This is a genomic window from Flavobacterium gawalongense (genome assembly GCF_007097265.1).
Lineage (GTDB): Bacteria > Bacteroidota > Bacteroidia > Flavobacteriales > Flavobacteriaceae > Flavobacterium > Flavobacterium gawalongense.
In genome coordinates this window covers 1-25,331 of record NZ_VJZP01000022.1, presented here as the reverse complement: position 1 = coordinate 25,331, position 25,331 = coordinate 1, and the positions used below count along the sequence as shown (strand labels likewise).

General features: G+C 33.0%; 21 protein-coding genes. 4 read left to right on the top strand and 17 right to left on the bottom strand.

Going from position 1 to position 25,331, the window contains the following annotated elements:
• Positions 1-102 precede the first annotated feature (102 nt).
• Positions 103-579 carry a GyrI-like domain-containing protein gene (locus tag FNW38_RS11880; RefSeq protein ID WP_144064561.1) on the bottom strand — a complete coding sequence of 159 codons (477 nt, stop codon included), beginning with the start codon at positions 577-579 and terminating at the stop codon, positions 103-105.
• A 378-nt stretch (positions 580-957) separates the two neighbouring features.
• On the opposite strand from FNW38_RS11880, the gene FNW38_RS11875 reads away from it, so the two are divergent.
• Positions 958-1,518: a DUF4494 domain-containing protein gene (locus tag FNW38_RS11875; protein WP_143386655.1), complete on the top strand. Its 561-nt coding sequence runs from the start codon at positions 958-960 to the stop codon at positions 1,516-1,518.
• A 204-nt stretch (positions 1,519-1,722) separates the two neighbouring features.
• Here FNW38_RS11875 and FNW38_RS11870 read toward each other — a convergent pair whose 3' ends face one another.
• The 3 genes from FNW38_RS11870 to FNW38_RS11860 form a co-directional block, all read right to left on the bottom strand.
• Positions 1,723-2,322 carry an REP-associated tyrosine transposase gene (locus FNW38_RS11870; protein WP_144064562.1) on the bottom strand — a complete coding sequence of 200 codons (600 nt, stop codon included), beginning with the start codon at positions 2,320-2,322 and terminating at the stop codon, positions 1,723-1,725.
• Positions 2,323-2,898: 576 nt separating this feature from the next.
• Complete coding sequence (locus FNW38_RS11865; RefSeq protein WP_143388787.1) at positions 2,899-3,531, bottom strand: porin family protein; 633 nt, start codon at positions 3,529-3,531, stop codon at positions 2,899-2,901.
• Positions 3,532-4,637: 1,106 nt separating this feature from the next.
• On the bottom strand, positions 4,638-4,970 hold the full coding sequence (locus tag FNW38_RS11860) for a winged helix-turn-helix transcriptional regulator (protein WP_144066668.1): 333 nt from the start codon (positions 4,968-4,970) through the stop codon (positions 4,638-4,640).
• Positions 4,971-5,082: 112 nt separating this feature from the next.
• Here FNW38_RS11860 and FNW38_RS11855 point away from each other — a divergent pair, with 112 nt between their 5' ends.
• Both FNW38_RS11855 and FNW38_RS11850 read left to right on the top strand, forming a co-directional pair.
• On the top strand, positions 5,083-5,529 hold the full coding sequence (locus FNW38_RS11855; RefSeq protein WP_144066669.1) for a nuclear transport factor 2 family protein: 447 nt from the start codon (positions 5,083-5,085) through the stop codon (positions 5,527-5,529).
• A 40-nt stretch (positions 5,530-5,569) separates the two neighbouring features.
• Complete coding sequence (locus tag FNW38_RS11850; RefSeq protein WP_218043830.1) at positions 5,570-6,076, top strand: nuclear transport factor 2 family protein; 507 nt, start codon at positions 5,570-5,572, stop codon at positions 6,074-6,076.
• 233 nt (positions 6,077-6,309) lie between these two features.
• On the opposite strand, the gene trpA is transcribed toward FNW38_RS11850, so the two are convergent.
• From trpA to FNW38_RS11785, 13 genes are all read right to left on the bottom strand, one after another.
• Positions 6,310-7,071 (bottom strand): tryptophan synthase subunit alpha, encoded by a 762-nt coding sequence (gene trpA / locus FNW38_RS11845; RefSeq protein WP_144066670.1) that lies wholly within the window; start codon positions 7,069-7,071, stop codon positions 6,310-6,312.
• A gap of 62 nt (positions 7,072-7,133) precedes the next feature.
• Entirely contained in the window at positions 7,134-7,454 is a 321-nt protein-coding gene (locus tag FNW38_RS11840; RefSeq protein WP_144064565.1) for a gamma-glutamylcyclotransferase family protein, read from the bottom strand.
• 192 nt (positions 7,455-7,646) lie between these two features.
• Positions 7,647-8,828 (bottom strand): tryptophan synthase subunit beta, encoded by a 1,182-nt coding sequence (gene trpB, locus FNW38_RS11835; RefSeq protein ID WP_144066671.1) that lies wholly within the window; start codon positions 8,826-8,828, stop codon positions 7,647-7,649.
• Between the two features lie 13 nt (positions 8,829-8,841).
• Entirely contained in the window at positions 8,842-9,534 is a 693-nt protein-coding gene (locus FNW38_RS11830; RefSeq protein WP_449404047.1) for a phosphoribosylanthranilate isomerase, read from the bottom strand.
• Positions 9,535-9,610: 76 nt separating this feature from the next.
• Entirely contained in the window at positions 9,611-10,396 is a 786-nt protein-coding gene (gene trpC / locus FNW38_RS11825; RefSeq protein WP_144066672.1) for an indole-3-glycerol phosphate synthase TrpC, read from the bottom strand.
• A 120-nt stretch (positions 10,397-10,516) separates the two neighbouring features.
• Entirely contained in the window at positions 10,517-11,509 is a 993-nt protein-coding gene (gene trpD, locus FNW38_RS11820; protein ID WP_143388793.1) for an anthranilate phosphoribosyltransferase, read from the bottom strand.
• 92 nt (positions 11,510-11,601) lie between these two features.
• Complete coding sequence (locus FNW38_RS11815; protein WP_143388794.1) at positions 11,602-12,168, bottom strand: anthranilate synthase component II; 567 nt, start codon at positions 12,166-12,168, stop codon at positions 11,602-11,604.
• Positions 12,169-12,318: 150 nt separating this feature from the next.
• Positions 12,319-13,719 (bottom strand): anthranilate synthase component I family protein, encoded by a 1,401-nt coding sequence (locus FNW38_RS11810; protein ID WP_143388795.1) that lies wholly within the window; start codon positions 13,717-13,719, stop codon positions 12,319-12,321.
• A 274-nt stretch (positions 13,720-13,993) separates the two neighbouring features.
• Positions 13,994-14,482 (bottom strand): YceI family protein, encoded by a 489-nt coding sequence (locus FNW38_RS11805; RefSeq protein ID WP_317130159.1) that lies wholly within the window; start codon positions 14,480-14,482, stop codon positions 13,994-13,996.
• Between the two features lie 698 nt (positions 14,483-15,180).
• Entirely contained in the window at positions 15,181-16,458 is a 1,278-nt protein-coding gene (locus FNW38_RS11800) for a hypothetical protein (protein WP_143388796.1), read from the bottom strand.
• 306 nt (positions 16,459-16,764) lie between these two features.
• Positions 16,765-17,331, bottom strand: a complete 567-nt coding sequence (locus FNW38_RS11795; RefSeq protein WP_143388797.1) for a YceI family protein — start codon at positions 17,329-17,331, stop codon at positions 16,765-16,767.
• 46 nt (positions 17,332-17,377) lie between these two features.
• Positions 17,378-18,010 (bottom strand): NAD(P)H-dependent oxidoreductase, encoded by a 633-nt coding sequence (locus tag FNW38_RS11790; RefSeq protein WP_144064569.1) that lies wholly within the window; start codon positions 18,008-18,010, stop codon positions 17,378-17,380.
• Positions 18,011-18,023: 13 nt separating this feature from the next.
• Positions 18,024-18,476 (bottom strand): MarR family winged helix-turn-helix transcriptional regulator, encoded by a 453-nt coding sequence (locus FNW38_RS11785; protein WP_144066673.1) that lies wholly within the window; start codon positions 18,474-18,476, stop codon positions 18,024-18,026.
• A 1,079-nt stretch (positions 18,477-19,555) separates the two neighbouring features.
• On the opposite strand from FNW38_RS11785, the gene FNW38_RS11780 reads away from it, so the two are divergent.
• Positions 19,556-25,222, top strand: coding sequence for a PAS domain S-box protein (locus FNW38_RS11780; protein ID WP_144064570.1), 5,667 nt, complete (start codon positions 19,556-19,558; stop codon positions 25,220-25,222).
• The last annotated feature ends 109 nt before the right edge of the window (positions 25,223-25,331 follow it).

Sequence of the window (25,331 nt, the reverse complement as noted above, 5' to 3'; positions counted from 1 at the left end):
CGTTTTTTTTATGTTAAAATGGAGTCGAATAAAAATTATTTTTTGTTTGAGTTCTTTATTTCAGCTTGTTGCTTTTAAAGTTAAATAAGAAACATTTCTTTCTTATTTAAGTTTTATAGGTATCCAAATTTCTTCTTCTGAATTTGGGTCGTCCTTTTTATATTTTGCTCCTAACAATTCGAAATGTGGTCTATGGTCTAAAATGTATTCTGAATCGGGCAACCAAGTTTCAAAAATGTATCGGAACGTTTTGTTGTCGGTGTTTGAACCTTTATGTATGAAAACGGCATAGCGTCCGCCTGCCAAAGTAAAGGTTTCCATTTCATTGGGAACGGTATTAAAATGGGAAACTTCTATAGCGGCCCATTTTTCGAAAGTGGCATTTGGATTAAAATTATCAAAATACAAAGCATCATATACTTGCATCGAATAAAGATCAGAGCCAATCTTATTTTGTATTTCTTTTCGTCTTGGCATAAAACGTTGCCATAATTCACGCGTTTTGTTATTAGCAAGTGACATTTGGATTCGCTTGCCAATTAATTTTTTTTCAGCTAAAGTTTCAATTCTCGGATTCATTTAAAAATATAACTTTTTTATTTATGATGTTTTTTAGACCTGATGGCTCGTATTTGCAATCCATACCTGTAATGATTAATTCACTTCATACAAATCTATTAAAATAATAGCTAAACGTATGTTTTAATATAACAAGAACGTATGAATAAATGATAGCTATTGCCCTTTGTGCCTTATGATATGAGCACGGATTTCAAATCTGCCTTTACTTTGTATTGATAATTGGAATGGGCACGGAAAACATTTCCACACTATCAAATCCGCGACAGCTGGTTTTTAAAGAAATAATGAATCATCCGAAATTGTGAATATCTATTTTATGAATTGTGAATTTATTTTCCTTTAAAATCTATCTTTGACATCCTTAAAAAAAAAGATATGAGCACAATTTGGTATGAATGCAAAGTAAAATATAGAAAAACAGATGATACTGGATTGCAAAAGATTACGACAGAACCTTATTTGGTAGATGCTTTATCCTATACGGAAGCAGAAACCAGAATTAATGAAGAGATGTCTGCCTATATTAGTGAAGAATTTAAAATCACGAATATAAAAGTGGCAAATTATGCAGAGATACATCCCTTCGAGAATGCGGATCGTTGGTTTAAATCAAAAATTTCTTTATTGGCTTATGACGAAGAAAGCGGCAAAGAACGAAAGTCGAATATGTATTTATTAGTGCAAGGCAACGACGTAAAAGAAGCTTATGATAACACCACCAGTGTAATGAAAGGCACCATGGGCGACTATACCATACCTGCTATTTCGGAATCTCCGATTATGGATGTTTTTCCTTATTTCAGTGGTGAAGAAGGAGAAATAGAACAATTAGAAAAGTTTAATACTCTCAAAGCTTCTAAACTTGAAACAGATAAAGGAGAAGAAATAGTGGATCCTATGGAATTTGAAACTGCTATTGAAGAGGTAAGTATTTAATTATGCAGCGTATTGCAACAAGGGATAGTAATGATAATAGTATAAAGAAGAGGGCTTTTTAGCCCTCTTTTTTGTTAAGTAAATCCCCTTGCTTTCCGAAGTGTTTGTTGTGTATGCTGCGCAAATGTCTCTGACTTTGCGCAATTTTTTAGTATCTGGTTAAATTATTAGCGTCATGAAAGTCTCTGACTTTTGAATACTATTTCAATACTGATTATACCTTGTAAAAGCTTTAAGATTCAAAACATCAATGACTGGATTATCTGCTTTTTCTATTTTTAATAATCCAGAATCGTTTATGTAATTGCTTGCGCTGGAATAAATATATTGTGAAGCCTTTTCAACTAAACCAGCTCTTATTGGATTTAGATGTATGTAATCTAATTTAGACCACATAAATTTATTGGTATAAATCTCTTCAGGATGATTCCCATACTGCCAAAATTGATATTTTTTGTTTCTTGTATGCTTTTCTGCTGCTAATTTGAAGCGTTCCAGCATCCATTCTTTTCGGCTTTCTGGTACGACTTGGATTTTCTCTAAAATATTTTTTGCGGTAAATTTTTTAAAATCTCTTATCAAATCTGATAATTTACCATCTTGAGATTGAATGATTAAATGAATGTGATTGCTCATAATGACATAGCCATACAAAATCATTCCTTTGTTTTTTATGCAGTAATCCAAAGACTCTATTATACTGTCTCTGTAGGTTTGTCTGGTAAAAACATCTATCCAATCTACAACAGTTGCCGTTATATAATGTGGTAAAGTCTGGTCCCTAATTACATAGCCTTCTTTCATTTTGACATATTTTTAGTATAAAAATAACAATTTTAATGACTTGTTTATTTTTTTAAATTTAAGACGATGAAAGTCAGAGACTTTATGAGGTTTTAGTTTTAATAACAGGTTTAGGAAATTGCGCAAAGTCAGAGACGTTTGCGCAGCCTTTACGAGAAATTTATTTATTTACAGGGACACTTTTCGGAGCTGGTTTAGGAAATTGCGCAAAGTCAGAGACGTTTGCGCAGCATACCCGATAACGTTATGTACTCTTCGAAGAGCTGGGTGACTTGTTTGTTTTTTTAAATTTAAGTTGATGAAAGTCAGAGACTTTATTGCGTTTTGTTTTAATTACAGGTTTAGGAAATTGCGCAAAGTCAGAGACGTTTGCGCAGCTTGGAAAGATTTTCGCGTAATCAAATCCGAGAGATCGCTGTTATGTTTGTTGCTTATCGTTGTGGGCGCAAAGTCAGAGACGTTTGCGCAGCACATCCGATAACGTTATGTACTCTTCGAAGAGCTGGGACATTTGCGCAGCATTTACGATAACGTTATGTACTCTTCGAAGAGCTGGGTATTTTGCGGAGCGAGATATTAATGTTTATATCCTAATGATAATGAAAACACTTTGTTTTTGATATTTGAACTACTCATAGGTTCATTATTGATATTAGCTAAGCCAAGATTGTAACGAAAATTCACAGATAAATTTTTTGACACGTCGTAGACGGCTCCAAAATTTAAACCTAAATCAATTGATTTAAGATAATTTTTTATGTCATATTCTGATGTAGATGTATTTAATGATGGCAATGCTCTATCTGAACTATATTTTGCTTTTGCGCTTAATAACAAACCTATTTGCGGTCCAGCCTCAATACTCAGTTTATCTAGAATGTAATATTTAGCCATTACGGGTAGATTTAAATAGGATAAGTTCCATTTGCCATCATAAGAATACAGAAAAACTGAAGAAGCATCAAGCACAGGTATCTTCATTTTGTTTCCTTGCGTAGAAAATAATAATTCAGGTTGAACTGCAAATTTATCAGTAATTTTTATCTCGGTAAAAATGCCTGCATTAAAACCAATTAAAGGCGAACTATCAGGAAAGTAACCTGTTAAATTTGCAACATTTAACCCTGCTTTTGCTCCAAAGTTGACTTTTTGTGCATTTGTTAAGGCAAATACAAATACTGTTACCGCAGTTAAAATATATTTTTTCATCGGGTTTCTTATTAATTTAAAATGTGAAAATGGCGATAAATTCTATCTCTGTTATTTTTATCTCATATCAAATATATAAAAATAATCTTATAAAAAATTAAATTTAATTATTGTTTGACCATAAAAAAAACGGCGTTTAAAGTTCATTTAAACGCCGTTTGATTTTATATAAAAAGAAGTTTTTTATCGAATTGCTTTTACGAATTCTTCAATTTTCCGTGCTGTGCGAAGTCTTCGGACTTCGTACACATTGCTATATGCCGTTCTAACTTTAGCAACCTTTATTTCCTTGTGTTTGTTAATCATTGGAACGGCTCCGAAGTCGTGAGACTTCGGAGCGGGAGTATTTTTAATATAAAAATAACAATTTTAATGACTTGTTTATGTTTTTAAAATCTAAGACGATGAAAGTCAGAGACTTTATGGGTTTTTGTTTTAATAACAGGTTCAGCAAATTGCGCAAAGTCAGAGACGTTTGCGGAGCTTGGAAAGATTTTCGTGCAATCAAATCCGAGAGATCGCTGTTATGTTTGTTGCTTATCGTTGTGGGCGCAAAGTCAGAGACATTTGCGCAGCATCTACGATAACGTTATGTACTCTTCGAAGAGCTGGGTAGGGATAGCCGGAACGGTTTGTAAAAAAGTAAGGAGACTTTTATGAGTTGAATTTTATATAATTACATTGAAAAAAAGCGCAAAGTCAGTAGACTTTGCGCAGCTGGGGGAGACGTTTGCGCAGCATACCCGATAACGTTATGTACTCTTCGAAGAGCCTGGGAAGATTTAGTGCATTTCCGAGAGATCGGGATCTTGGCGGTAGCCAAAACTCCAGTTCCTGTAAAAGCTTTATAGGTAAGGTGTTTTATGTGCGATCGCTCGTATTTACAAACAATCGTTAGCGCAGTTTTTCAAAAACTGTACCCATTACTGCTTACAGCCAACACAAATCTAGCAAAATAAGTTTAGCCACGGTTTTATTTTTGTTTTTGATAGCTCTCGTTAGTAGGCACAGTTTGCAAAACTGCGCTATCCAACAGGAGAAGATTTAGTGCATTTCCGAGCGATCGGGTCTTTCTTCTAGTTTCCTAAATGTTAGCGGTAGGCAATTTAGGTTAAATTTTCTAATCCAAATGTTGCAAGTATGTCCGCTATTGGCAAAGTTTTTAGTCCAAGTTTTGTCAAGGTATATTCAACTCTTGGTGGAATTTCTGGATACGCCTTTTTAGAAACAAATTTATGTTCTACCAATAAATTGAGTTCTTGGATTAACATCTTTTCACTTATTCCGGGTATAGCCCTTTTTAGTTCGCCATATCTTATTACTCTTTCGTTGATTTGAAATAAAATTAAAAGTGTCCATTTGCCTCCTAAAAGTGTTAATGAACGCCTTACAGGACAATTTTCGTCTGATGGAAAAATATTTTTTTGAGTTTTTTTCATTGATAATCAATATTTCTAACTAAAAGGTAAGCACCATACCACTATGTAGGTACTTGTACAAAGGTAAGAAATGATTTAATTTTGAACAACAATTAAAAAAACAATTAAAAAAATGAAAGCAAAAATAATCGCATTGTCATTATTATGTTTCACATTGGGTACAATTGAAACACAGGCACAAACAAAGCAAACTGAAAAAAATAAACAGTTAGTTACTACTGCTTACCAAAGAATTTTTGGCAAATTAGACACAACTGCTGTCGATGAATTTATGAGTAAGGATTTCTTACAACACAACCCTACCATTGCAGATGGGCAAGATGGAGTAAAGGCACTTGTAAAAATGTTAGCCTCACAAGGTGTTCCAAAACAAAAAATAGAGTTTAAACACGTCATTGCAGAGGGAGATATTGTTATCCTTCATTCTCGTTATGAAATGGCAGGAAAGGAAATGAGGTTTATAGACATATATCGTGTACAAAATAATAAGATTGTTGAACATTGGGATGCAATGATGAAGATGCCTGAAAAAAGAGCAAACAATAATCCAATGTTTTAATTTAAATCAAGTAAGTTTTATTAAACAAATATCGAAAAAAATGAATACCAAATTAATCGCAATAGCATTATTATTGTGTTCATTGGGCACATTAGAAGCACAAACACATAAAAAGTCAAAAAAGGTAAATAATTCGCAAACAAATCAAAAAGAAAATAAAATGACAGCAAAAGAAGTAGTAGAGGCTTATTCAATAGCCCTTTCAAAAGGAGACATTCCTACAGCATTTTCGCATTTCAACCCTGATGCAAAATGGCACCAACCCGGAAACAATAAGTTTTCTGGAACAAAAACAGGACTTGAAGCCATTGGCAAAATGCTTGGCGACATGATGGGAGCAACACAAGGGACATTAGTTATCAAACCAGCAGGAGCAATGATGGTTAATGGAAATTTTGTTTCTTGTCCTGTTCGTTTTAGTGCTAAAAGTGGTGCTAAAACAGTTGATATGAATGGTAACGATTTGTATGAAGTTGCAGATGGAAAAATTGTTCAAGTTTGGTTATTTTCTGAAGACCAACCTGCTGAAGACGAGTTTTGGAAATAATTTGTCGAAAATATTTTTAAAGTAAGTATAAAAAAGAGAGTGTCCTTTTCGGGTATTCTCTTTTGCTTACTGCTAACTTGTATATAGGAGCCATAAAGTGGCTTTTTGTTATTTTGTAAATATATAAATAAATTATTACAAATAATTTTAGTCTTTTCTAAAATATGGACACAAAAAAACGGCATTTAAATAAACTTTAAACGCCGTTTGATTTATAGAAAATGATATTTTTATTATCGAATCGCTTTTACAAACTCAGCAATCTTCCCAGTTCCGTTTTCGGTTAAATGCGTAATGAAAGCACTTCCTATAATCGCACCTTTGGCAAATTGCGTAGCTTGATTAAACGTTTCTGCATTGTTTATTCCAAAGCCAATTACTTGAGGATTTTTTAGATTCATTGCTGCAATGCGTTTGAAATACTCTTCTTGGACGCTTCCAAAACCAGATTGTGATCCCGTAACACTGGCAGAACTTACCATATAAATAAATCCATCGGATACGCTGTCAATAAAACGGATGCGTTCCTCAGAAGTTTGTGGTGTAATCAAAAACACATTAATTAAACCGTATTTTTCGAAAGTTTCCTTGTATTCATCGGCATACACATCAACAGGAAGATCGGGAATGATTAATCCATCGATGCCAATCTCCGCACATTTCTTGCAGAAATTCTCTATTCCGTATTGCAACATGGGGTTGAAATACCCCATAATCACTAAAGGAATAGAAACTGTTTTGCGAATAGCTGCCAATTGGTCAAACAGCACCTGTGTGGTCATTCCGTTATGCAACGCTTGGGTGGAACTGGCTTGAATCGTTGGTCCATCTGCCAATGGATCGCTAAACGGCAATCCAATTTCAATCATATCAATACCGCTTTTTTCTAAATCCTGAATGATTTGTACCGTATCGTTTAAGTTAGGATATCCCGCAGAGAAATAGATGGAAAGTATCTTTTTGGTTTCTTGTAATTTTTGATTTATTCGGTTCATTTTATATTTTTTATCAGATTTTAAAGGTTTTAGAAACCTTCTACTTTTATTAATTCAGTGGCTTAAATGGCGGCACTGTAAGCCCAAGCTTTTAGGTTGGATTGTAAATGTACTTCAACGCGTTTGTAATGCAATCCTTCGTACAAATCCGTTTGGCGAAGTTCTTGGGACGAAATGGAATATAAAATTCCGTTGATGGTATCTTCCGGTTTATGGGTTTCCATAATGATGGGATAATGTACTAATCCAAATTCTTCTTCGATTTGAATTTCTTTTACTACATAACCAATTAACGTTTCGGGAGTTCCTTCAAGAATACGCCCAAAAAGATCTTTTTGTATGTCCTCATTTTGTAAGCTGCCGTAAGCGAATAATTTTTCCATAGTTTCTATTTTGAAAATGTAAATTGAACTTCATTTTTTATTGCTGTTGGGTTTGCGTTAAGGATTGCAGTGAAAATCCTTTTTTATCTCGTTTTTTAACGAGATAAAAAAGATTGTAACGGAAAGCCTGACCTCGCTGAAACGCTAGTGAAAGCGAGGGAACGCCCTGAAATAAATTCAGGATAAACCCAATTATAATTTAAAATAATCAATATAGGTATTCAAATCTTTGTCGCCACGACCGGAAAGATTGATGACTACAATATCCTCCGGTTTGAATTTCATTTCGTCGAGAACGGCAAAGGCATGGGCACTTTCGATAGCGGGAATAATACCTTCCATTTTGGAGAGTTGTAATCCCCAATTCATAGCCTGATCATCAGTAATCGAGATGAATTTCGCTCTTCCAGTAGCGAATAAATTAGCATGCATAGGACCTACGCCCGGATAATCCAATCCGGCAGAAATAGAATACGGCTCTGTGATTTGACCATCAGGAGTTTGCATCAATAGGGTTTTACTTCCGTGAATAACGCCTACTTTTCCTAATGCCGATGTTGCGGCACTTTCGCCAGAATGCACTCCTAAACCAGCAGCTTCAACCGCGATAATGTTTACGTCTTCGTTGTCAAGAAAATGATAATACGCACCGGCAGCATTGCTTCCGCCACCTACACAAGCAATTACGTAATCAGGGTTTTCACGACCTTCTTTTTCCAATAATTGGGCTTTGATTTCCTTAGAAATGACACTTTGGAAACGCGCCACCATATCCGGATAAGGATGTGGTCCAACTACGGAACCGATGATATAGTAGGTGTCAACGGGATTGTTGATCCAGTCGCGAATGGCTTCGTTAGTGGCATCTTTTAAGGTTCTTGAACCCGAAAGAGCCGGACGAACTTCGGCACCTAACATTTTCATACGAGCCACATTTGGTGCTTGACGTTTGATGTCGATTTCACCCATATAAACAATACATTCCAGTCCCATTAATGCACAAACGGTTGCTGTTGCAACGCCATGTTGACCTGCACCTGTTTCGGCAATAATGCGTTTTTTGCCCAACCTTTTTGCCAGTAGAATTTGTCCAATGGTATTATTGACTTTATGTGCACCGGTATGGCAAAGATCTTCTCTTTTCAGATAGATTTTGGTGTTGTATTTTTTAGATAAACGCTCTGCAAAATAAAGCGGGGTAGGGCGTCCCACATAATCTTTTAACAGCGCATCAAATTCGGCCTGGAATTCTGGTTCAGCTGTAATTTTTAAATAATTTTGACGTAATTCTTCCACATTTGGGTATAACATTTCAGGAATGAAGGCGCCTCCAAATTCTCCGTAATAGCCTTTTTCGTTGACGTTGTATGACATAATTTTATTTTTTTTATTTATTTTGGTGGAGACGTTGCATTGCAACGTCTCTACATAATTGTATATTTTTTAATCCGGGTTCTATTTCAAATTTACTGTTTACATCAATAGCGTAAATGGGTAAATTGGTTTTCGAAATTTCATTTACGGCGCCCATTTCCTCAATTCCGATTCCTCCACTCAGGAAAAAGGGTTTGCTTGAGGGATAATTTACCAATACTTTCCAGTCGAAAGTGGTTCCGTTGCCACCGGGTAATTTTCCTTTGGTATCAAAAAGAAAATAGTCACAAACCGTTTCAAATGGTTTCAGCACCTCAAAATCAAATGTATCATCAACAGAGAATACTTTTATGATTTCTATAGAATTATCCATTTTATTTTTCAAATCCAAACAAAATTCAGCGGATTCATGTCCGTGCAATTGAACAGCTTGTAAATTGTATTTTTTCATTTTTTCAAGAATTTCTTCTTGTGTCGCATTTACAAAAACGCCCACTTTCTTGATGGATTTCGGTAAATCTGGAATAATACCATCAAAATACCGAGCCGATTTTTCCCAGAATATGAATCCCATATAATCGGGTAGGAGCGAGCCCACTTCGAGTATATTACCGGGATATTTCATGCCGCAGATTTTAATCCCCACCCCAGCCCTCCCCGAAGGGAAGGGAGCCGAAGTATCTTGATTGTCAGTGTTTTTTTTCATTTCCAGTTTTTTGCCACTAATTTCACAAATTTTCACCAATTGAATTCGTGTTAATTTGTGAAATTCGTGTCTAGCTTTAAATTTTTAATTTTGAAATAAATTCCGTTGCTGCTTTACCGGCATTGTCCGTTTTCATAAAGTTTTCTCCAATCAGAAATCCTTTGTATCCGTAAGGTTTTAATTCGTTGATTGCTTCAATGGATGAAATGCCACTTTCGGAAACTTTTATAAATTCATTCGGAATTAATGATGCTAATTGTTTGCTGAAATCCAAACTCACCTCGAAAGTTTTTAGGTTTCTGTTATTTACACCAATCATGTCTAAAGTTTGCATAATTGATTTTTCCAGTTCTTCCTGATTGTGAACTTCCAACAACACTTCCAATCCCAAACTTTTAGCAAATTCAGATAATGATTTGATTTCGTCTCTTGTTAAAACCGCTGCAATCAGCAAAATCAAATCCGCTCCGTGGGCTTTAGCTTCTAATATTTGGTATTCATCTACAATAAATTCTTTTCTCAATAATGGAATGTTCACTGAGGCTCTTGCCAAAAGTAAATCGTCCAATGAACCGCCAAAATATTTTCCATCGGTCAAAACCGAAATTCCACAAGCACCGGCAGTTTCATATCCTTTCACCACTTCTTCAACAGTAAAACTATAATTTATTTCGGCTTTTGAAGGCGAACGACGTTTGTGTTCTGCAATGATTCCAGAAGTGCTGTTTCTTAAATTTTCACTTAAAGAAATAGTTTTTTTTCCAAAGAAAACCGAAGCTTCCAATTGCGAAACGGGAATGATTGATTTCTTGAGGATGACTTCTCTTTTTTTGTCAACTATAATTTTATCTAAAATATTCATTCTTATTTGTTTAAAGTTTTCTTTGTTTAAAGTTTAAAGTTGCACAAGATTCTTGTAATTTGTTCAAAAGTTAGAATTTCCATTCCAACAACTTTAAACCTTAAACTTTAAACGATTTTTTTACCTGCTCAATTCTTGTAATATTTTTAAAGCGTTATATCCTTTTCCAGAAAATAAACTTTCCTTAGCCAACTCAAAACCTTCAAGCGGCGAGCATTTTGTAACGGTTGCAATTGCCATTGCGGCATTGGCACAAACCACATTATTTTGGGCTTCGGTACCTTTTCCAGAAATGATATCAGTAAACATTTGAGCCGATTCTTCGATGGTAGTTCCACCTTCGATTTCGCTTTGCAGCAAAAGGCGAACACCAAAATCCTCTGGTTTTAACATTCCTTCCATTGAATTGGTAATCGTTTTTGTTGGTCCTGTCAGTGAAACCTCGTCATAGCCGTCAAGCGAATGCAAGATTGTAAAATTCACATCGGTATTTTGATACAAATAGGCGTACATTCTGGCCAGTTCTAGATTGAAAACACCTACCAATTGATTTTTAGGAAATGATGGATTTACCATTGGTCCCAACATATTGAAGAAAGTTTTTACTGCTAATTCTTTTCTAATAGGCCCCACGTTTTTCATGGCAGGATGAAATAAGGGAGCGTGCAAAACACAAATTCCCGCTTTTTCAATACTTCTTTCCAGAAAATCATTGTCGTTGCTGAACTTAATTCCCAATTTCTCTAAGACATTACTAGATCCGGAAATGGAAGAAACACCATAATTTCCATGTTTAGCTACTTTGATTCCCGCACCGGCAGCCACAAAAGAAGCTAGAGTTGAGATATTGAAAGTGTCTTTTCCATCGCCACCCGTACCGCATAGATCTATGGTATTGTACCCTGATAAATCCACACGAATACACAATTCTAACAACGCTTCACGGAAACCGGAAAGTTCTTCAATACTAATGCTTCGCATCATGTAAACAGTAAGGAAAGACGCAATCTGGCTTGTGTTATAACTTCCGTTGGAGATATTAACCAATACGTTTTTTGCTTCTTCTTTCGAAAGCATTTCGTGATTGATGAGTCTATTTAATATATTTTTCATTTTTATTTTGTTTTTGCCACAAAGGCACGAAGGTGCAAAGGGTCATTTTTTTGCTTTTGGCTCCCTCTCTTTCGGGGGGGTGGGGGGAGGAACTAACTCTTAACCCAATTCTCCAATATCTTTTTTCCATTAGGCGTCAAAACACTTTCCGGATGAAATTGTACACCGCGAACATCATAAGTTTTGTGACGCAACGACATCACCTGGCCATTTTCGTCGAATGAAGTGGCTTCAAGTACATCAGGTAAATTGGTGTCAACCACCCAAGAATGGTAACGACCTACTTCAAATTCATTTCCTAATCCTTCGAATAATAGTTCATCATCAACTACGGTTTTTACCATTGTGGCAACACCGTGATAGACTTTATCTAAATTAGAAAGTGTTCCTCCAAAAACTTCACCTATCGCTTGTTGCCCAAGACACACTCCAAAAATACTTTTGGTTGGAGCATATTTTCTGATTACTTCTTTCAATAATCCGGCTTCATCTGGAATTCCAGGTCCAGGAGATAGTAATATTTTATCGAAAACTGCAATTTCATCGATATCAAATTCATCGTTTCTGTATACGGTTACTTCGCAATCTAAATCTTCCAGATAATGCACCAAATTATAAGTGAAACTATCGTAATTGTCTATGACTAGTATTTTTTTCATTTTGTTTTCTTTTACCTCACCCCCTGCCCCTCTCCAAAGGAGAGGGGGGACTCTGAGAATAGATTATGTTTTGTAATTACTTGTATAAATGGTTAAGTTGCTCATTCAGAACACTGCGACTGAACACTAAAAACTGAATACTGAATACTACTAAATAGTTTCTGCTAAATCCAAAGCTGCGTTCAACGCTCTCAATTTGTTATATACTTCCTGCATTTCGCTTTCTTCATCAGAACTCGCTACAATTCCTGCTCCCGCTTGGGAATGCAATTGATGATTTTTACTAAGGAAAGTCCGAATCATAATGGCGTGATTAAAGTTTCCTTCAAAATCCATAAAACCAATAGCGCCACCATAAAAATTTCGATTGGTTTTTTCGTACTCTTCAATCAATTGCATGGCTCTGTGTTTTGGTGCGCCACTTAAGGTTCCCGCCGGAAAAGTATCAGCTACAACTTGCATAGTTGTGGCACTCGGGTGCAAATGTCCAGTTACTTTTGAAACTAGGTGAATCACATGAGAAAAGAATTGTACTTCTCTATATTTTTCTACATTGACATTATGACCGTTTCGGCTTAAATCATTTCTGGCTAAATCAACCAACATCACGTGTTCGCTATTTTCCTTTTTATCTTCCGATAATTGTTTGGCAAGAATGGCATCTTGCTCATCATCACCGGTTCGTTTAAAAGTTCCTGCGATAGGATGAATTTCGGCCTTACGGTCTTTGACAATAATTTGGGCTTCCGGAGAAGAGCCAAATATTTTGAAATCACCATAATCAAAAAAGAATAAATAAGGCGAAGGATTGATGCTTCGCAACGCTCTGTACACATTAAATTCGTCACCTTTAAAACCTTGGGTAAACCTTCTGGACAAAACTAATTGGAATACATCACCTCTAAAACAATGCTTTTTGGCCAAAGCCACATTATGTTTGAATTCTTCATCTGTCAAATTCGAAAAGCCTTCTCCTTCTTTAGAGAATTTATAGGAAGCAATGTTTCGGGATTGTAATAATTGCTCAATTTCCGAGATGTTATTTTTTCCGTCTAAACTGTGACAGAAAATATAAGCTTCATTTTTAAAATGATTGATAGCTATAATGTTTTGGTACACGGCATAATAAACATCAGGAATAGAAATACTATTGTCTTTTTTAGCGATAGTAACTTTTTCGAAATACCGAACGGCATCATATGAAATATAGCCAAACAAACCATTATTTATGAATTTGAAATCATTTTTCTCGGATTTGAATTGACTTGAAAATTCTTGTATTACTTCTGGAATATTGGTTGTGGCATCAATAGCAATGTTCTCAAAACTACCATCAGGAAATGTTTTGTAGATGATTTCATTTTCTATTTTTATAGAAGCAATCGGATTGCAACAGATATAAGAAAAACTGTTGTCATTCCCATGATAATCACTACTTTCCAGCAATAAGCTATTAGGGAATTTGTCGCGAATTTTGAAATACACACTCACAGGAGTTATGGTATCGGCAAGAATTTGCTTGTAATTTGTATTTAGTATAAAAGGTTTCAATTTATATAATTTTTTAGTGTTGTGTAATAGTAAAGAAATAGAGCACAAAAAAAAGGCCTGTCGTGATGACAAGCCTTTTATATTTATAGTTTAATAATACTATAGGAGCTTTGTTCACGACGACTGACGTAAATTATTCCACCACCAAGTACTGTTTATAGTTGTTTTCATGATTTTTTTGTTGTGACAAATATATAAATGAATTTCGAGTATTCAAAAATAAAAAACCAAAAAAAATATTAAATTTTACGTTTTTTTGTTAAATAAAGTTTAACTAAAATGGCAAATCAACATTTAATTCAAATTCGTCGTAAATTGTTTTATCTCCCAAATCATTAAAATAACTACCGGAACCGTATTTAATGTCATATTTTGTTCGGTCTATTTTTAAAGCGGCAGTTGCAGTATTCCCTTTTACGATGAAATCAAATTTTACGGGATTTGTAACTCCTTTTATTGTCAAATCTGCAGTGACACTGTAAACATTATTGCCTTTATCGCCAATGCTTTTGAAAACCAAGTTGGAAGTGTTATAATTATCTACTCCGAAAAATTCATCCGATTTCAAATGTCCTTCTAATTTTATTTTTGATTTTCCGGTTTGATCTGTATTTGATAATGATTTCATGTCTGCAGTAAAATTTCCTCCTGCCACTTTATTATTTTTGAAAATAATATATCCGCCTTTTAGTTTTACTATTCCTTCATGTTGACCGGTTACTTTTTTTCCTACCCCAATTAATTTTACTTTTAGAGATATCAATTTTATTGGTTTGTCCTTCTGCTGTAATAAATGTAAAAATGACTATTAGAACGAGACTAATTTTTTTAAATTTTTCATGATGATATTTTTAAATTAAAAGTCAATGCCGAATAAAAAAATACTAATGAAATTTATTTATTCAATATCAAAGTTACAAAAATCAATTTCAATTTTAAGATACTGATACGCTATGTCTTAGTTAAATTTATTGATGATTTCAAAATGAAAAATTATTAATAAATGAATTCACGCAATTCAATATTTAAAGCGGTTTTTACAGCTAATTTTTATATAAAATTTTAGACAGTCCGCAATATGTTCCAAAGGATAAAATAGGACACACAGATAACACGGATTGAACGGATTTTGCACAGATTTAAATAACAGTTTGATTCACCGAGTAAAAAAATCCGTGTAAATCGGTATAATCTGTACAATCTGTGGGCTAATATTTATGCTTTATAAATGTACAAACGACGAAAATTGTATTCGAAATGATTTTAGTCCGCATTACGGATAGTCATATAAAATTTTATTTGGTTTGGTTAAAAAAGAAACCCATCAATTAATTACCCGTTGTGGGACTGAATTATTTTTCGGTTAAATTAAATGTAAGGTTGATTAAAAAATTATAATTTAATTTTTAATCTTAAATTAGATTCATGATAATCCCAGTCATTTAAAGTTTTCTTTAGATCTTAATTTCCAATGGCTAATGTCTTGTTCTTTTGTAATCTAAAATCCGGATTCTTTTTAATGTTTGTTTCTAAAAAAAGCTCCGAGTTGTTTATTTTTAAATACTCTATTGAAAAAGATTCATTGCTAAACCAATTCTTTATTTCTGAATCATACGCTGCGTTTTCACTGTGAATACCTCCATCACAGTTATTAACGAGTACTCCTTGTAAATTAATTTTTGCTAAATTAGCTGAAATATTACTTATTTTACTGTCTAATAAAATACAAAGTTTAAATCCGGTAACAACGCTGTTGTTGAGGCTAAAGTAACTTTTGTCTTTAACGTAAATTGCTTCTCTGACTAAGCCTTGATTGTTTTCTTCTAAATTTGCTAAAGTGATATTTGTGGCAATTATTTTGGTTAGTTTTTTTGTTAAATCTGCATTTTCAATTTTATCAAATGAGTCTATTTCAAAACATCGAGAACCGGAAATATCAGATGAATATGGATAACGTATAGCAATACTGTTACTTATATTGCATTGTGCACCTTGCGTAAAATCAAAATCGTCATCAGTTGCTCTAAATGAAATGACATTGTCAAAATTTACGTCTCCACCATAACACTCATAGGAATCATCATTCGAATAACTGATTTGAATAAAATTAAATTTAGTTTTTCGACCAACACCTGCTAATGACAATCCGTTAAGTTCTTTTAAAGCATTTAGTTTTCTTCCTGAATATTCGATACGAACATATTTTAATATACCCGAATTGCTGTCTTGATTTTGTCCGCCATAATGACTAATCATAGGGTCTAAATTAAAGTCTAAAAAGCCTATTCCACCAACTTTATTTATAGGAGCTTCCCCTAATATGATAATTCCTCCCCAGTCTCCAGGTTTTCTCATTGAAATTTCTCTATTGGAAGTAAAAACAATAGGGTCTGTTACTTCACCTTCCGCCATAATTTTTGAACCTTTTGTTATTACTAGTGTTCCACATGTTTCTACATCTCCACGTATAATGGTTCCTGGTTCAATGGTTAATACAGCGTTATTTGTTATGTATACAACCCCAATTAATCTATAGGTATTCCTTTTATACAGTTTAAGATCACTACTTATTGTGCCTGTCAAAATATTAGTTGCATCTGGATACTCTTCCGCAGTTGGTTTAAAGTTGGTCCAATTTTTCATCCAATTAGTTTCACCGATGATTCCTTTTATCTGTTGGGCATTTATAGATAGGTTATTTATTAGACTTATGAATATAACAAATATGGCTTTTTTCATAATTAAAATTTTTTTGAGTTCAATTCTTGCGAGGGGCATCTTTTTATTTTCAAAATTACTTTGAGTATGTTAAAGGAATAATTACTATATGTTATTTTATTGTTACTATAAGTTATGCTATGTAAATTTTAATAGTAGATATTTGTGAGGATTAACTCTGTCTATAACATGATTTTTTTGTTTTGTAATTTGCTTTTATAAAAAAAGCCCTTGTTTTTACAAAAACTTAGAAGAATTTTATATTAATTTATAAAAAGAAACCCCAACAGTTTCCTATTGGGGTTTGCTAATTATTTTGAGAAAATATTAGAATTTCAAAGCAACTGCTAAGTCAAATTCGTCTGAAATGGCTTTGTCTCCTAGGTTATCAAAGAAACTTCCAGAACCATATTTAATATCGTATTTTGTTCTATCAATTTTTAATGAAGTTGCAGCAGTATCTTTTGTAGTTGCAAGATCAAATGTAATTGGGTTTGTTTTTCCTTTAATAGTTAAATCTCCGGTTACTGTGTAAACATTAGCTGTTTTTGCAACTACTTTTTTGAAAATTAATGTTGCTGTTGGAAATTTTTCAGTTCCAAAAAAATCTTCAGATTTCAAGTGACCGTTTAATTTTCCTTGGTATTCGCCAGAAAGGTCAGTTGCTGTTAACGATGTCATGTCAACATTAAAAGTACCACCAGCTAATTTTTTTCCTTTAAAGATTAATTTACCGTCTTTTAAATTTACCGTCCCTTCATGTTTTCCGGTTACTTTTTTTCCAACCCAGTTAACAATACTTTTTGAAGCATCAACTTTTTTAGTTTGTGCTGTTACAGATAAAGTAGATAAAACGACTACTAGTGCCAATGCAATTGATTTTAAATTTTTCATGTGTTTAAATTTGATTTTGGATTAATATTTAATTTTGAATTAGTAATTATAATGTAATAAATAAGTCTTCGTTTGATTTTCTAACTTTTTTGTAATGTTGTGTTGCATCCTCTTCGTGTCTATAACCAAGTGTTGCAATTAAAGTAGCATTTAGACCTAATTTGTCCAAACCTAATATTTCATTAACCTGAGCGGGAACAAAACCTTCCATAGGAGTAGCGTCAATTTTAAGTTCAGCAGCAGCATTCAATAAATTACCTAGAGCTAAATAGGTTTGTTTTGCTGTCCAGATGCTTTTGACGTCATGATCTAATGTAGAAATTTTAGATTTCATAAAGTCGCCATAACCAGACAAAGCTTCGATTGGAGTATTTCTTGTTTCACTAATATTTTTCAAATAACTATCAATTGTTGTGTCGTCAACGTTAGTTTCATTTGCAAAAATGATTAGGTGAGAAGCTTCAACAATTTGAGATTGTCCCCAAGCCGAAGGTTGAAGCTGCGCTCTTAATTCAGGATTTTCAACAATAATAACTTTGTAAGGTTGCAAACCATATGAAGAAGAACTCAAACGAATTGCTTCTTTTAATATATTTAAATCTTCTGTTGTTATTTTTTTGGAAACATCAAATTTCTTTGTTGCGTATCTCCAGTTTTGATTTTCTAAAAAAGTATTCATAATTTTAATATATTTAATTTCTGTATTTTTCTAATAAATAATTTAATTGTTCTAATTCTTCGGTATTTAATTTTTTGGAAAAAAGTTGATCGTGTGCAATTACTTTTGGATCTAATTCTTTTAAAACATCTAAGCCTTTTTGAGTAATTTGAACTTCAATTTTTCTTCTATTTTCAGGGCAAACATTTCGAGTAACAAAATTTTTTAATAATAATTTATCTACTAATCGAGTAGTGTTACTCGTTCTGGCTAACATACGTTCTTGTATTAAACACATATTTGCCGGATTTCCTTTTTGACCTCTTAATATTCGTAATACATTATATTGTTCTCCAGATATGTCATACGGCTTCAATACCTCATTGAAATTATCTGTGATAACATTTTGAGTATATAAAATATTCAGAGTAATTTTTTTTGAAATGTCCAATGGTATTGTACTTTTTATTTCATCTTCAATTTTCATGCCTTTCTGTATTTTATTTGTCGATACAAATATAACTATTTTTATATTTGTATATACAAGTGTTTGTTATTTTTTTGTTAAAATAATTTTAATCTACAGTAAAGGATTTTTATTTTTAGAATTTAATTTTAATTAAATAGTTGTAAATAAAGTGTTTAAGTTTTTTAAGAGAGCAGTTTTGGTAAAAAAAATCCAAAAAAAATGTTTCAGATTATTTATGTGGTTATTGTGCTGTATATAATTTTTCATCTTAAACTTGTACAGTATGTCTTCGATTTAAGCACTATTTGGTTATGGAATGTAATAAACTGACTCACACAAGTGGTTTATGGGTTATTTATTTTGCAAAAGCATAAAAAGAATGACTGATTAAATCCTAAAGCGAGGATAGAGTGGTTTTTAATGGCATTATTAAATTTATTTTCTTCATAATTATTTCTCTAAATGATACTGCAAAGATAAATTGTGAAAAATCTGTAGTCAGTAACTAATGTCACATTGGATAAAGAGATTGATTTTAATTATTTTTTATCCGTTGGGTGCAATTATTCAAAACGTCAGTTCGAGGCTTAATTTTTTACAAAAAAAAGCAATATAAAATGACGTATTATACCTATCGTCTGGACATAAGTCTAAAAATAAACACGAATTTCACGAATTGCCACGAATTCATTCGTGAAATTAATTACACGAACTGTATTAGCCGCATAGATTTGTGAAAATTAGTGGAATTCGTGTTCAAATTTAACCTTTACTATTTGTGTCCATACGATAGGTTTTATATTAGTTTTGAAAAAACGTCAATGGTAGTGTTTTTTGTGTAGTAAAACGGAACAAAAAATGTATCGAGAACCGTTTTTTAATAATAATTTTCTAGTTCTCGATACAATTTTCTGACGAAAATCACTCGAACTGACGAAAATTATCATCAAAAACTAATTACACTCAATGGGTCATTTTTTATAAAACAATACATGTAAACAGTTGTTAAATAATATATTTAAATAAATACATTTAATTTGTTATGGTATTTTTATTACATTTAAGAGTTCTAATAATAGCGATTAAATTTGAATTTTATGAGTATGAAAGAAGCAAAACCTACATATGACGATCTACTCAACAAATTGAAAGAGCAAGAGTTAAAAATAGATCGGTTACTAAAAAAAGAAGAGTCATTAGCTAATTTCAAAATTTTTATCGAAGAGTCTAATGATTTAGTATGTATTGTGGGAATTGATGCTTTTTTCAAAAAGATAAATCCCGCTTTCGTTGAAATTTTAGGATATTCAAAAGAAGAATTACTTAACAATTCTTTACTCCATCTTTTACACCCCGATGATCTTGAAAGATCGTTAAAAGAGATTGAGAAACTTTCTACGGGGATACCTTCAATAAATTATGAGAATAGATTCCTAAAAAAGAATGGTGAATTTGTTACTATTCAATGGACTGCAAACAGCATTTCTTCTAAAAATATTTATGCAATTGGAAAAGATATCTCAGAGATAAGAAACACCCAAGAAAAATTAATTAAAAGTGAAAACTTATTAAACCATGCGCAAAAAATCGCAAAAATTGGTGCTTGGGAATTCGATTTAAATACTAAAAAAATAATTTGGTCTGATGAATTGTATGCCATTTTTGAAGTTGAAAAAAAGAATGATCAAGATTTATTTCAGGAATATTTAAATAATTTCTCTAAAGAAGATATAGCGTTATTTCAAGAAAAAATAGCGCAATTAATTATTGACAAAAAACCTTTTGAAATAGAACAAAGAGCTACTTTTTTTAATAAAAAAGTAAAGTGGTTTAACCAAACTATTTTTCCGTTATTGGATGATAATGGGAATGTATTAGGAATCAGAGGTAATACTCAAGATGTTAGCTTAAAAAAACAAATTGAAGTTGCGGTTAAAGCTAAAGAACAAGCAGAAGTTGATTATAAGCTAAAAGTGATAGAAGAAGAAAGCAATGCTAAGTTTAAGAATTACATAGAAAATGCACCAGATGGAGTTTTTGTCTTGGATGAAAAAGGAAATTACTTAGATGTAAACCATGCAGCAACACTATTGACCGGTTACTCAAGGGAGGAACTATTAACAATGAAGTTTGGTGATTTGTCAGCTCTAGAATCTCTGGAAGATTACTTTAAAGAATTCCGAAATCTTTTGAATAATGGAATAGCAAAAAAAGAAATTAAAGCGATTCATAAAAAGGGAGAAATTAGATGGTGGTCAGTTGAAGCTGTAAAACTTTCAGAAAATAGGTTTTTAGGTTTTGTTAAAGATATTACCGAGAGTAAAAAAGTAATTAAAACGTTAAGAGAAGAAAGAGATAAGTTTGCTAAAATTGCGGCTACTTCACCCGGTTTAATTTATTCCATGCGTCAAAATAAAGACGGCTCTTTATGCTATCCTTATGCCAGTAATGCTATTGAAGAAATTTACGGATTTACTTATGCAGCTATTGAAAATGATACCAATACCATTTTTTCATTGATTCATCCTGAAGATTTAGATTATGTCAAGTATAGCATTATTGAAACCAAGTCAAAGTTAATTCCTCTCAAAGGGAAATACCGTTACATGCACCCAATAAAAGGATTGGTATGGCACGAGATGAACTCTTTGCCAGTGGTTGAACCGGAAGGAACTGTGATTTGCCATGGAATAATTACTGATATCACCGAAAGAATAGGAGTAGAACAAAAACTCATTAAAGCCAATCGGCTTTATTTATTTATAAGCCAAATAAATCAAATGATTGTCCGTACAACTGATGAACAAACCCTTTTTAGAGAGGCTTGTTCTATAGCTGTTGAATTAGGTAAGTTTAGAATGGCCTGGATTGGATTAGTAGATGAAAATACTAAAAAAATAATTCCTAGAATGATTGCGGGCGAAGACAATGGTTATCTTTCTATAATAAAAACTATTTCAATTGAAGATATACCGGAGGGGAGAGGTCCTGCTGGAATTGCGTTTAGAGAAGCGAAATATGCAGTTTGCAATGACATTCAGAATGATCCAATGATGCTGCCATGGAAAGAAGAAGCTTTAGAACGGGGCTATTTTTCTTCAATGGCGGTGCCAATAAAAAAATTCGGAAAAGTAATTGGTGTTTTTTATTTTTTTGCTGGTGAAAAAAACTTTTTTGATGCTGAGGAAATTGCATTATTGGAAGAAGCAACTGGTGATGTGACTTTTGCGTTAGAGATTTTTGAGAAAGAAGCTTTGCGCAAAAAAGCAGAAGAGGCAGTTTTTGAAAGTGAACAACGGTATCTTACACTTACCGAAGTATCACCGGTAGGAATTTTTCGTACTGATGCGGCTGGGCTCACTACTTATGTTAATCCCCGTTGGTGTCAAATTTCAGGCTTATCTTATCAGGAGGCTTTAGGAAATGGCTGGCTCAGTGCTGTCCATAATGATGATGAAAAATTATTGTTTAATGGATGGGAAAATGCAACTTATAATCAAGAAATCTCCTTGTTGGAATATCGATTTGTTCGCCCGGACGGATCAATTTCTTGGGTGATGGGACAGGCCATTCCGGAGAGAAATACCAAAAATGAAATTGTGGGCTATATAGGCACAATTACTGATATTACAGAACGTAAAATTGCGGGAGATCTGATTTTAAAGGAAAAACAGCTTTCTGAAACAATAATTAATAATCTTCCAGGTGTTTTTTATCTCTACGGTGAATCTGGAAAGTTTGTGAAATGGAATAAAAATTTTGAAGATGTAACGGGTTACAATAAAAATGAAATAGCCCAAATGAGTCCGGTTGATTTTTATGATGAAGATGAAAAAGAAAAAGTTAAAAAAAGAATAAAAACCGTTTTAGAAAATAAACCAAAGGGAATTGAAAATAAATTTCCGGGAATTGAACTTAACTTTTATACAAAAACGAAAAATAAAATCCCTTATTATATTAATTCACTTGTTGTAGAATATGAAGGTGAAAAATGCATATTAGGAATGGGCTTAGATTTAACTGAAATTAAAAAAGCAGAAGAAAAAATTAAAACCGCTAATGAACGATTTGAGAGAATTTCAGTTGCTACAAATGATACTATATCTGAAGTAGATTTATTGACTGGACAAAGTTGGAATAATAAAGCATTTATTGAGCTTTTTAATTTTGGAAGCAGTGGTGAGCCAAGTACCGTCAATAATAAAGAAATATGGCGCTCTAGACTTCATCCGGATGATAGGGAAAGAGTTATTAAAAAGCTTGAAGAAAGCTATGCAAGTACTATAAATATATGGGCGGATGAATTTCGTTTTCAAAAAGGGGATGGTAGTTATGGATACTTTTATGATCGTGCTGTTATCATTAGAGATGAATTAGGAATAGCAACACGTTTTATTAGCTCCATGACTGAAATTACAGAATTGAAAAATATAAAAGAACAACTTGTTAATAGTGAAGAAAAGTATCGCAGCCTTATAGAACAAGCTTCTGATGCTATTTTTATTAACGATGTTTCAGGGAATTTACTCGAAGTAAATGAAAGTGCTTGCATCATGCTAGGGTATACCAAAGAGGAGCTTTGTGCAAAAAATCTAACGGATTTGTATACAATTGATGAGCTAAAAAACAGACCCATCATGATTCATGAATTGCTTAGTGGTAAGCAAACTCTAATGGAGCGAAATATGCTGCGTCGAGATGGATCATTGATTCCTGTAGAGATTACTGCCAAAATGATTGCAGATGGCCGTATTGTAGCGATAGTAAGAGATGTAAGTGAACGCAAAAAAATAGAAGAAGAGTTTAAAAAAATGCACAAAAAGCTGGAAGCTATTCTTGACGCTATTCCTGATTTGCTGTTTGAAGTAGATATAAACGGTAGCATTTACAACTACCATTCCCGTCGGGATGATTTGTTAGCGTTGCCCCCAGAAGTATTTCTAGGTAAAACATTTTCGGAAGTATTACCACCCGATGTTGCCAATTTGTGTCTATCCGCTATTCGGGAAGCTTCAGAAAAAGGGTTCTCCATCGGACGACAATATTCATTACAGTTGCAGAGTGGTTTACATTGGTTTGAACTCTCAATTGCACCCATGCAGGAAAGTGAAGATCATGATATACACTTCATTTGTCTTTCTCGTGATATTACAAGTGCCAAACAATCGGACTATGCACTGCAGAAAAGTGAGGAAAGATATCGCGGTTTGTTAAATAATCTTGATACAGGTATAGTGGTTCATGCATCAGATACCTCAATTATTGTGAATAATCTAAAAGCATCGGAATTACTGGGATTAAGTGATAATCAAATGAAAGGGAAAATGGCAATTAGTCCGGCCTGGAAATTTTTGAATGAAGACAATTCGGCTATGCCGATTGAAAAATATCCAGTAAATCAAATATTAACAAGTAAGCAAGCAGTAAAAAACATTACAGTTGGAGTGAATCGACCAGAAACTAACGACATCGTATGGCTTTTAGTCAATGGCTTCCCCGATATTGATAACAAAGATGAAATATTTGAAATTGTAATTAGTTTCATTGATGTCACGGAACAAAAGGTGATGGAGATGGAGTTAATAAAAGCGAAAGAACAAGCCGAAGCCGCAAATAGAGCTAAGACTGATTTTCTTGCGAATATGAGTCATGAGATTAGAACTCCATTAAACGGAATAATTGGCTTTACTCATTTGTTGATGAAGTCAAATTTAAAAAAGAATCAGTTCGAATATATGACTACAGTTAATGAATCCGCAACTTCATTAATGGAGATTGTTAATGATGTCTTAGATTTTTCTAAAATAGAATCCGGAAAATTAGAATTGGATATTGAAGAAATAAATCTTTTTAAATTAACAAATCAGGTTATTGATTTATTTAAATACCAAGCCAATCAAAAAAATATAGATTTAACACTCCATATAGATAAAAACGTTCCACAATACATTCTTGCAGATTCCGTAAGATTGAAACAAATAATAGTAAATCTGTTGAGTAATGCCATAAAGTTTACCAGTTTTGGAGAAATACGTTTGGATATAGATGAAATTTATTCTTCAGACAAAAATTGGTCAAACATAAAGTTTTCAGTAAAAGATACCGGAATAGGTATAAAAGGAGGCAACAATGAAAAAATATTTAATTCTTTTGTACAGGAAGATAATTCTACAAATCGAAAATTTGGAGGTACAGGATTAGGTTTGGCTATTTCAAATCAGCTTTTAGCACTAATGGATAGCAAATTGCAATTAATTAGTAAATACGGAGATGGAAGTGATTTTTTCTTTGACATTAAATTTAAAAAGACAAATCATAAAAAAAGTATAGATTCAGTACTTACTAATATAATTAATGAGGATACTATTATTCCCACAGAAACTCTAAATAATAAAAAGATTTTAATAGTTGAGGATAATAAAATCAATATGCTTTTAGCTAAAACACTGATTAAAAGAATAATGTCTAATTGCACTATTTTTGAAGCTAAGGATGGAAATGAAGCAGTAGGACAATATAAAAAAGGGCAACCAGATGTTATTTTGATGGACATTCAAATGCCAAATAAAAATGGATATGAAGCAACTGACGAAATCAGGAAATTAAAAGATTCTGAAAATATTCCTATAATTGCAATAACTGCGGGAATAATGGTTGGAGACAAAGAAAAATGTCTGGAAGCAGGAATGAATGATTATCTGCCAAAGCCAATTATCCAAACCGATTTGGAAAAAATGTTACACAAATGGCTGCTTAAAAAATAATTTTATTTTAGAAATTGAAAAGAGTGTTTATTATTTTATATGACTATCCGTAATGCGGACTAAAATCATTTCGAATACAATTTTCGTCGTTTGTACATTTATAAAGCAT

Bases quoted from the DNA above. Each gene is read 5' to 3' on its own strand.
- FNW38_RS11880 (WP_144064561.1), bottom strand. From the start codon at position 579: ATGAATCCGAGAATTGAAACTTTAGCTGAAAAAAAATTAATTGGCAAG.
- FNW38_RS11875 (WP_143386655.1), top strand. From the start codon at position 958: ATGAGCACAATTTGGTATGAATGCAAAGTAAAATATAGAAAAACAGAT.
- FNW38_RS11870 (WP_144064562.1), bottom strand. From the start codon at position 2,322: ATGAAAGAAGGCTATGTAATTAGGGACCAGACTTTACCACATTATATA.
- FNW38_RS11865 (WP_143388787.1), bottom strand. From the start codon at position 3,531: ATGAAAAAATATATTTTAACTGCGGTAACAGTATTTGTATTTGCCTTA.
- FNW38_RS11860 (WP_144066668.1), bottom strand. From the start codon at position 4,970: ATGAAAAAAACTCAAAAAAATATTTTTCCATCAGACGAAAATTGTCCT.
- FNW38_RS11855 (WP_144066669.1), top strand. From the start codon at position 5,083: ATGAAAGCAAAAATAATCGCATTGTCATTATTATGTTTCACATTGGGT.
- FNW38_RS11850 (WP_218043830.1), top strand. From the start codon at position 5,570: ATGAATACCAAATTAATCGCAATAGCATTATTATTGTGTTCATTGGGC.
- trpA (WP_144066670.1), bottom strand. From the start codon at position 7,071: ATGAACCGAATAAATCAAAAATTACAAGAAACCAAAAAGATACTTTCC.
- FNW38_RS11840 (WP_144064565.1), bottom strand. From the start codon at position 7,454: ATGGAAAAATTATTCGCTTACGGCAGCTTACAAAATGAGGACATACAA.
- trpB (WP_144066671.1), bottom strand. From the start codon at position 8,828: ATGTCATACAACGTCAACGAAAAAGGCTATTACGGAGAATTTGGAGGC.
- FNW38_RS11830 (WP_449404047.1), bottom strand. From the start codon at position 9,534: ATGAAAAAAAACACTGACAATCAAGATACTTCGGCTCCCTTCCCTTCG.
- trpC (WP_144066672.1), bottom strand. From the start codon at position 10,396: ATGAATATTTTAGATAAAATTATAGTTGACAAAAAAAGAGAAGTCATC.
- trpD (WP_143388793.1), bottom strand. From the start codon at position 11,509: ATGAAAAATATATTAAATAGACTCATCAATCACGAAATGCTTTCGAAA.
- FNW38_RS11815 (WP_143388794.1), bottom strand. From the start codon at position 12,168: ATGAAAAAAATACTAGTCATAGACAATTACGATAGTTTCACTTATAAT.
- FNW38_RS11800 (WP_143388796.1), bottom strand. From the start codon at position 16,458: ATGAAAAAAGCCATATTTGTTATATTCATAAGTCTAATAAATAACCTA.
- FNW38_RS11795 (WP_143388797.1), bottom strand. From the start codon at position 17,331: ATGAAAAATTTAAAATCAATTGCATTGGCACTAGTAGTCGTTTTATCT.
- FNW38_RS11790 (WP_144064569.1), bottom strand. From the start codon at position 18,010: ATGAATACTTTTTTAGAAAATCAAAACTGGAGATACGCAACAAAGAAA.
- FNW38_RS11785 (WP_144066673.1), bottom strand. From the start codon at position 18,476: ATGAAAATTGAAGATGAAATAAAAAGTACAATACCATTGGACATTTCA.
- FNW38_RS11780 (WP_144064570.1), top strand. From the start codon at position 19,556: ATGAGTATGAAAGAAGCAAAACCTACATATGACGATCTACTCAACAAA.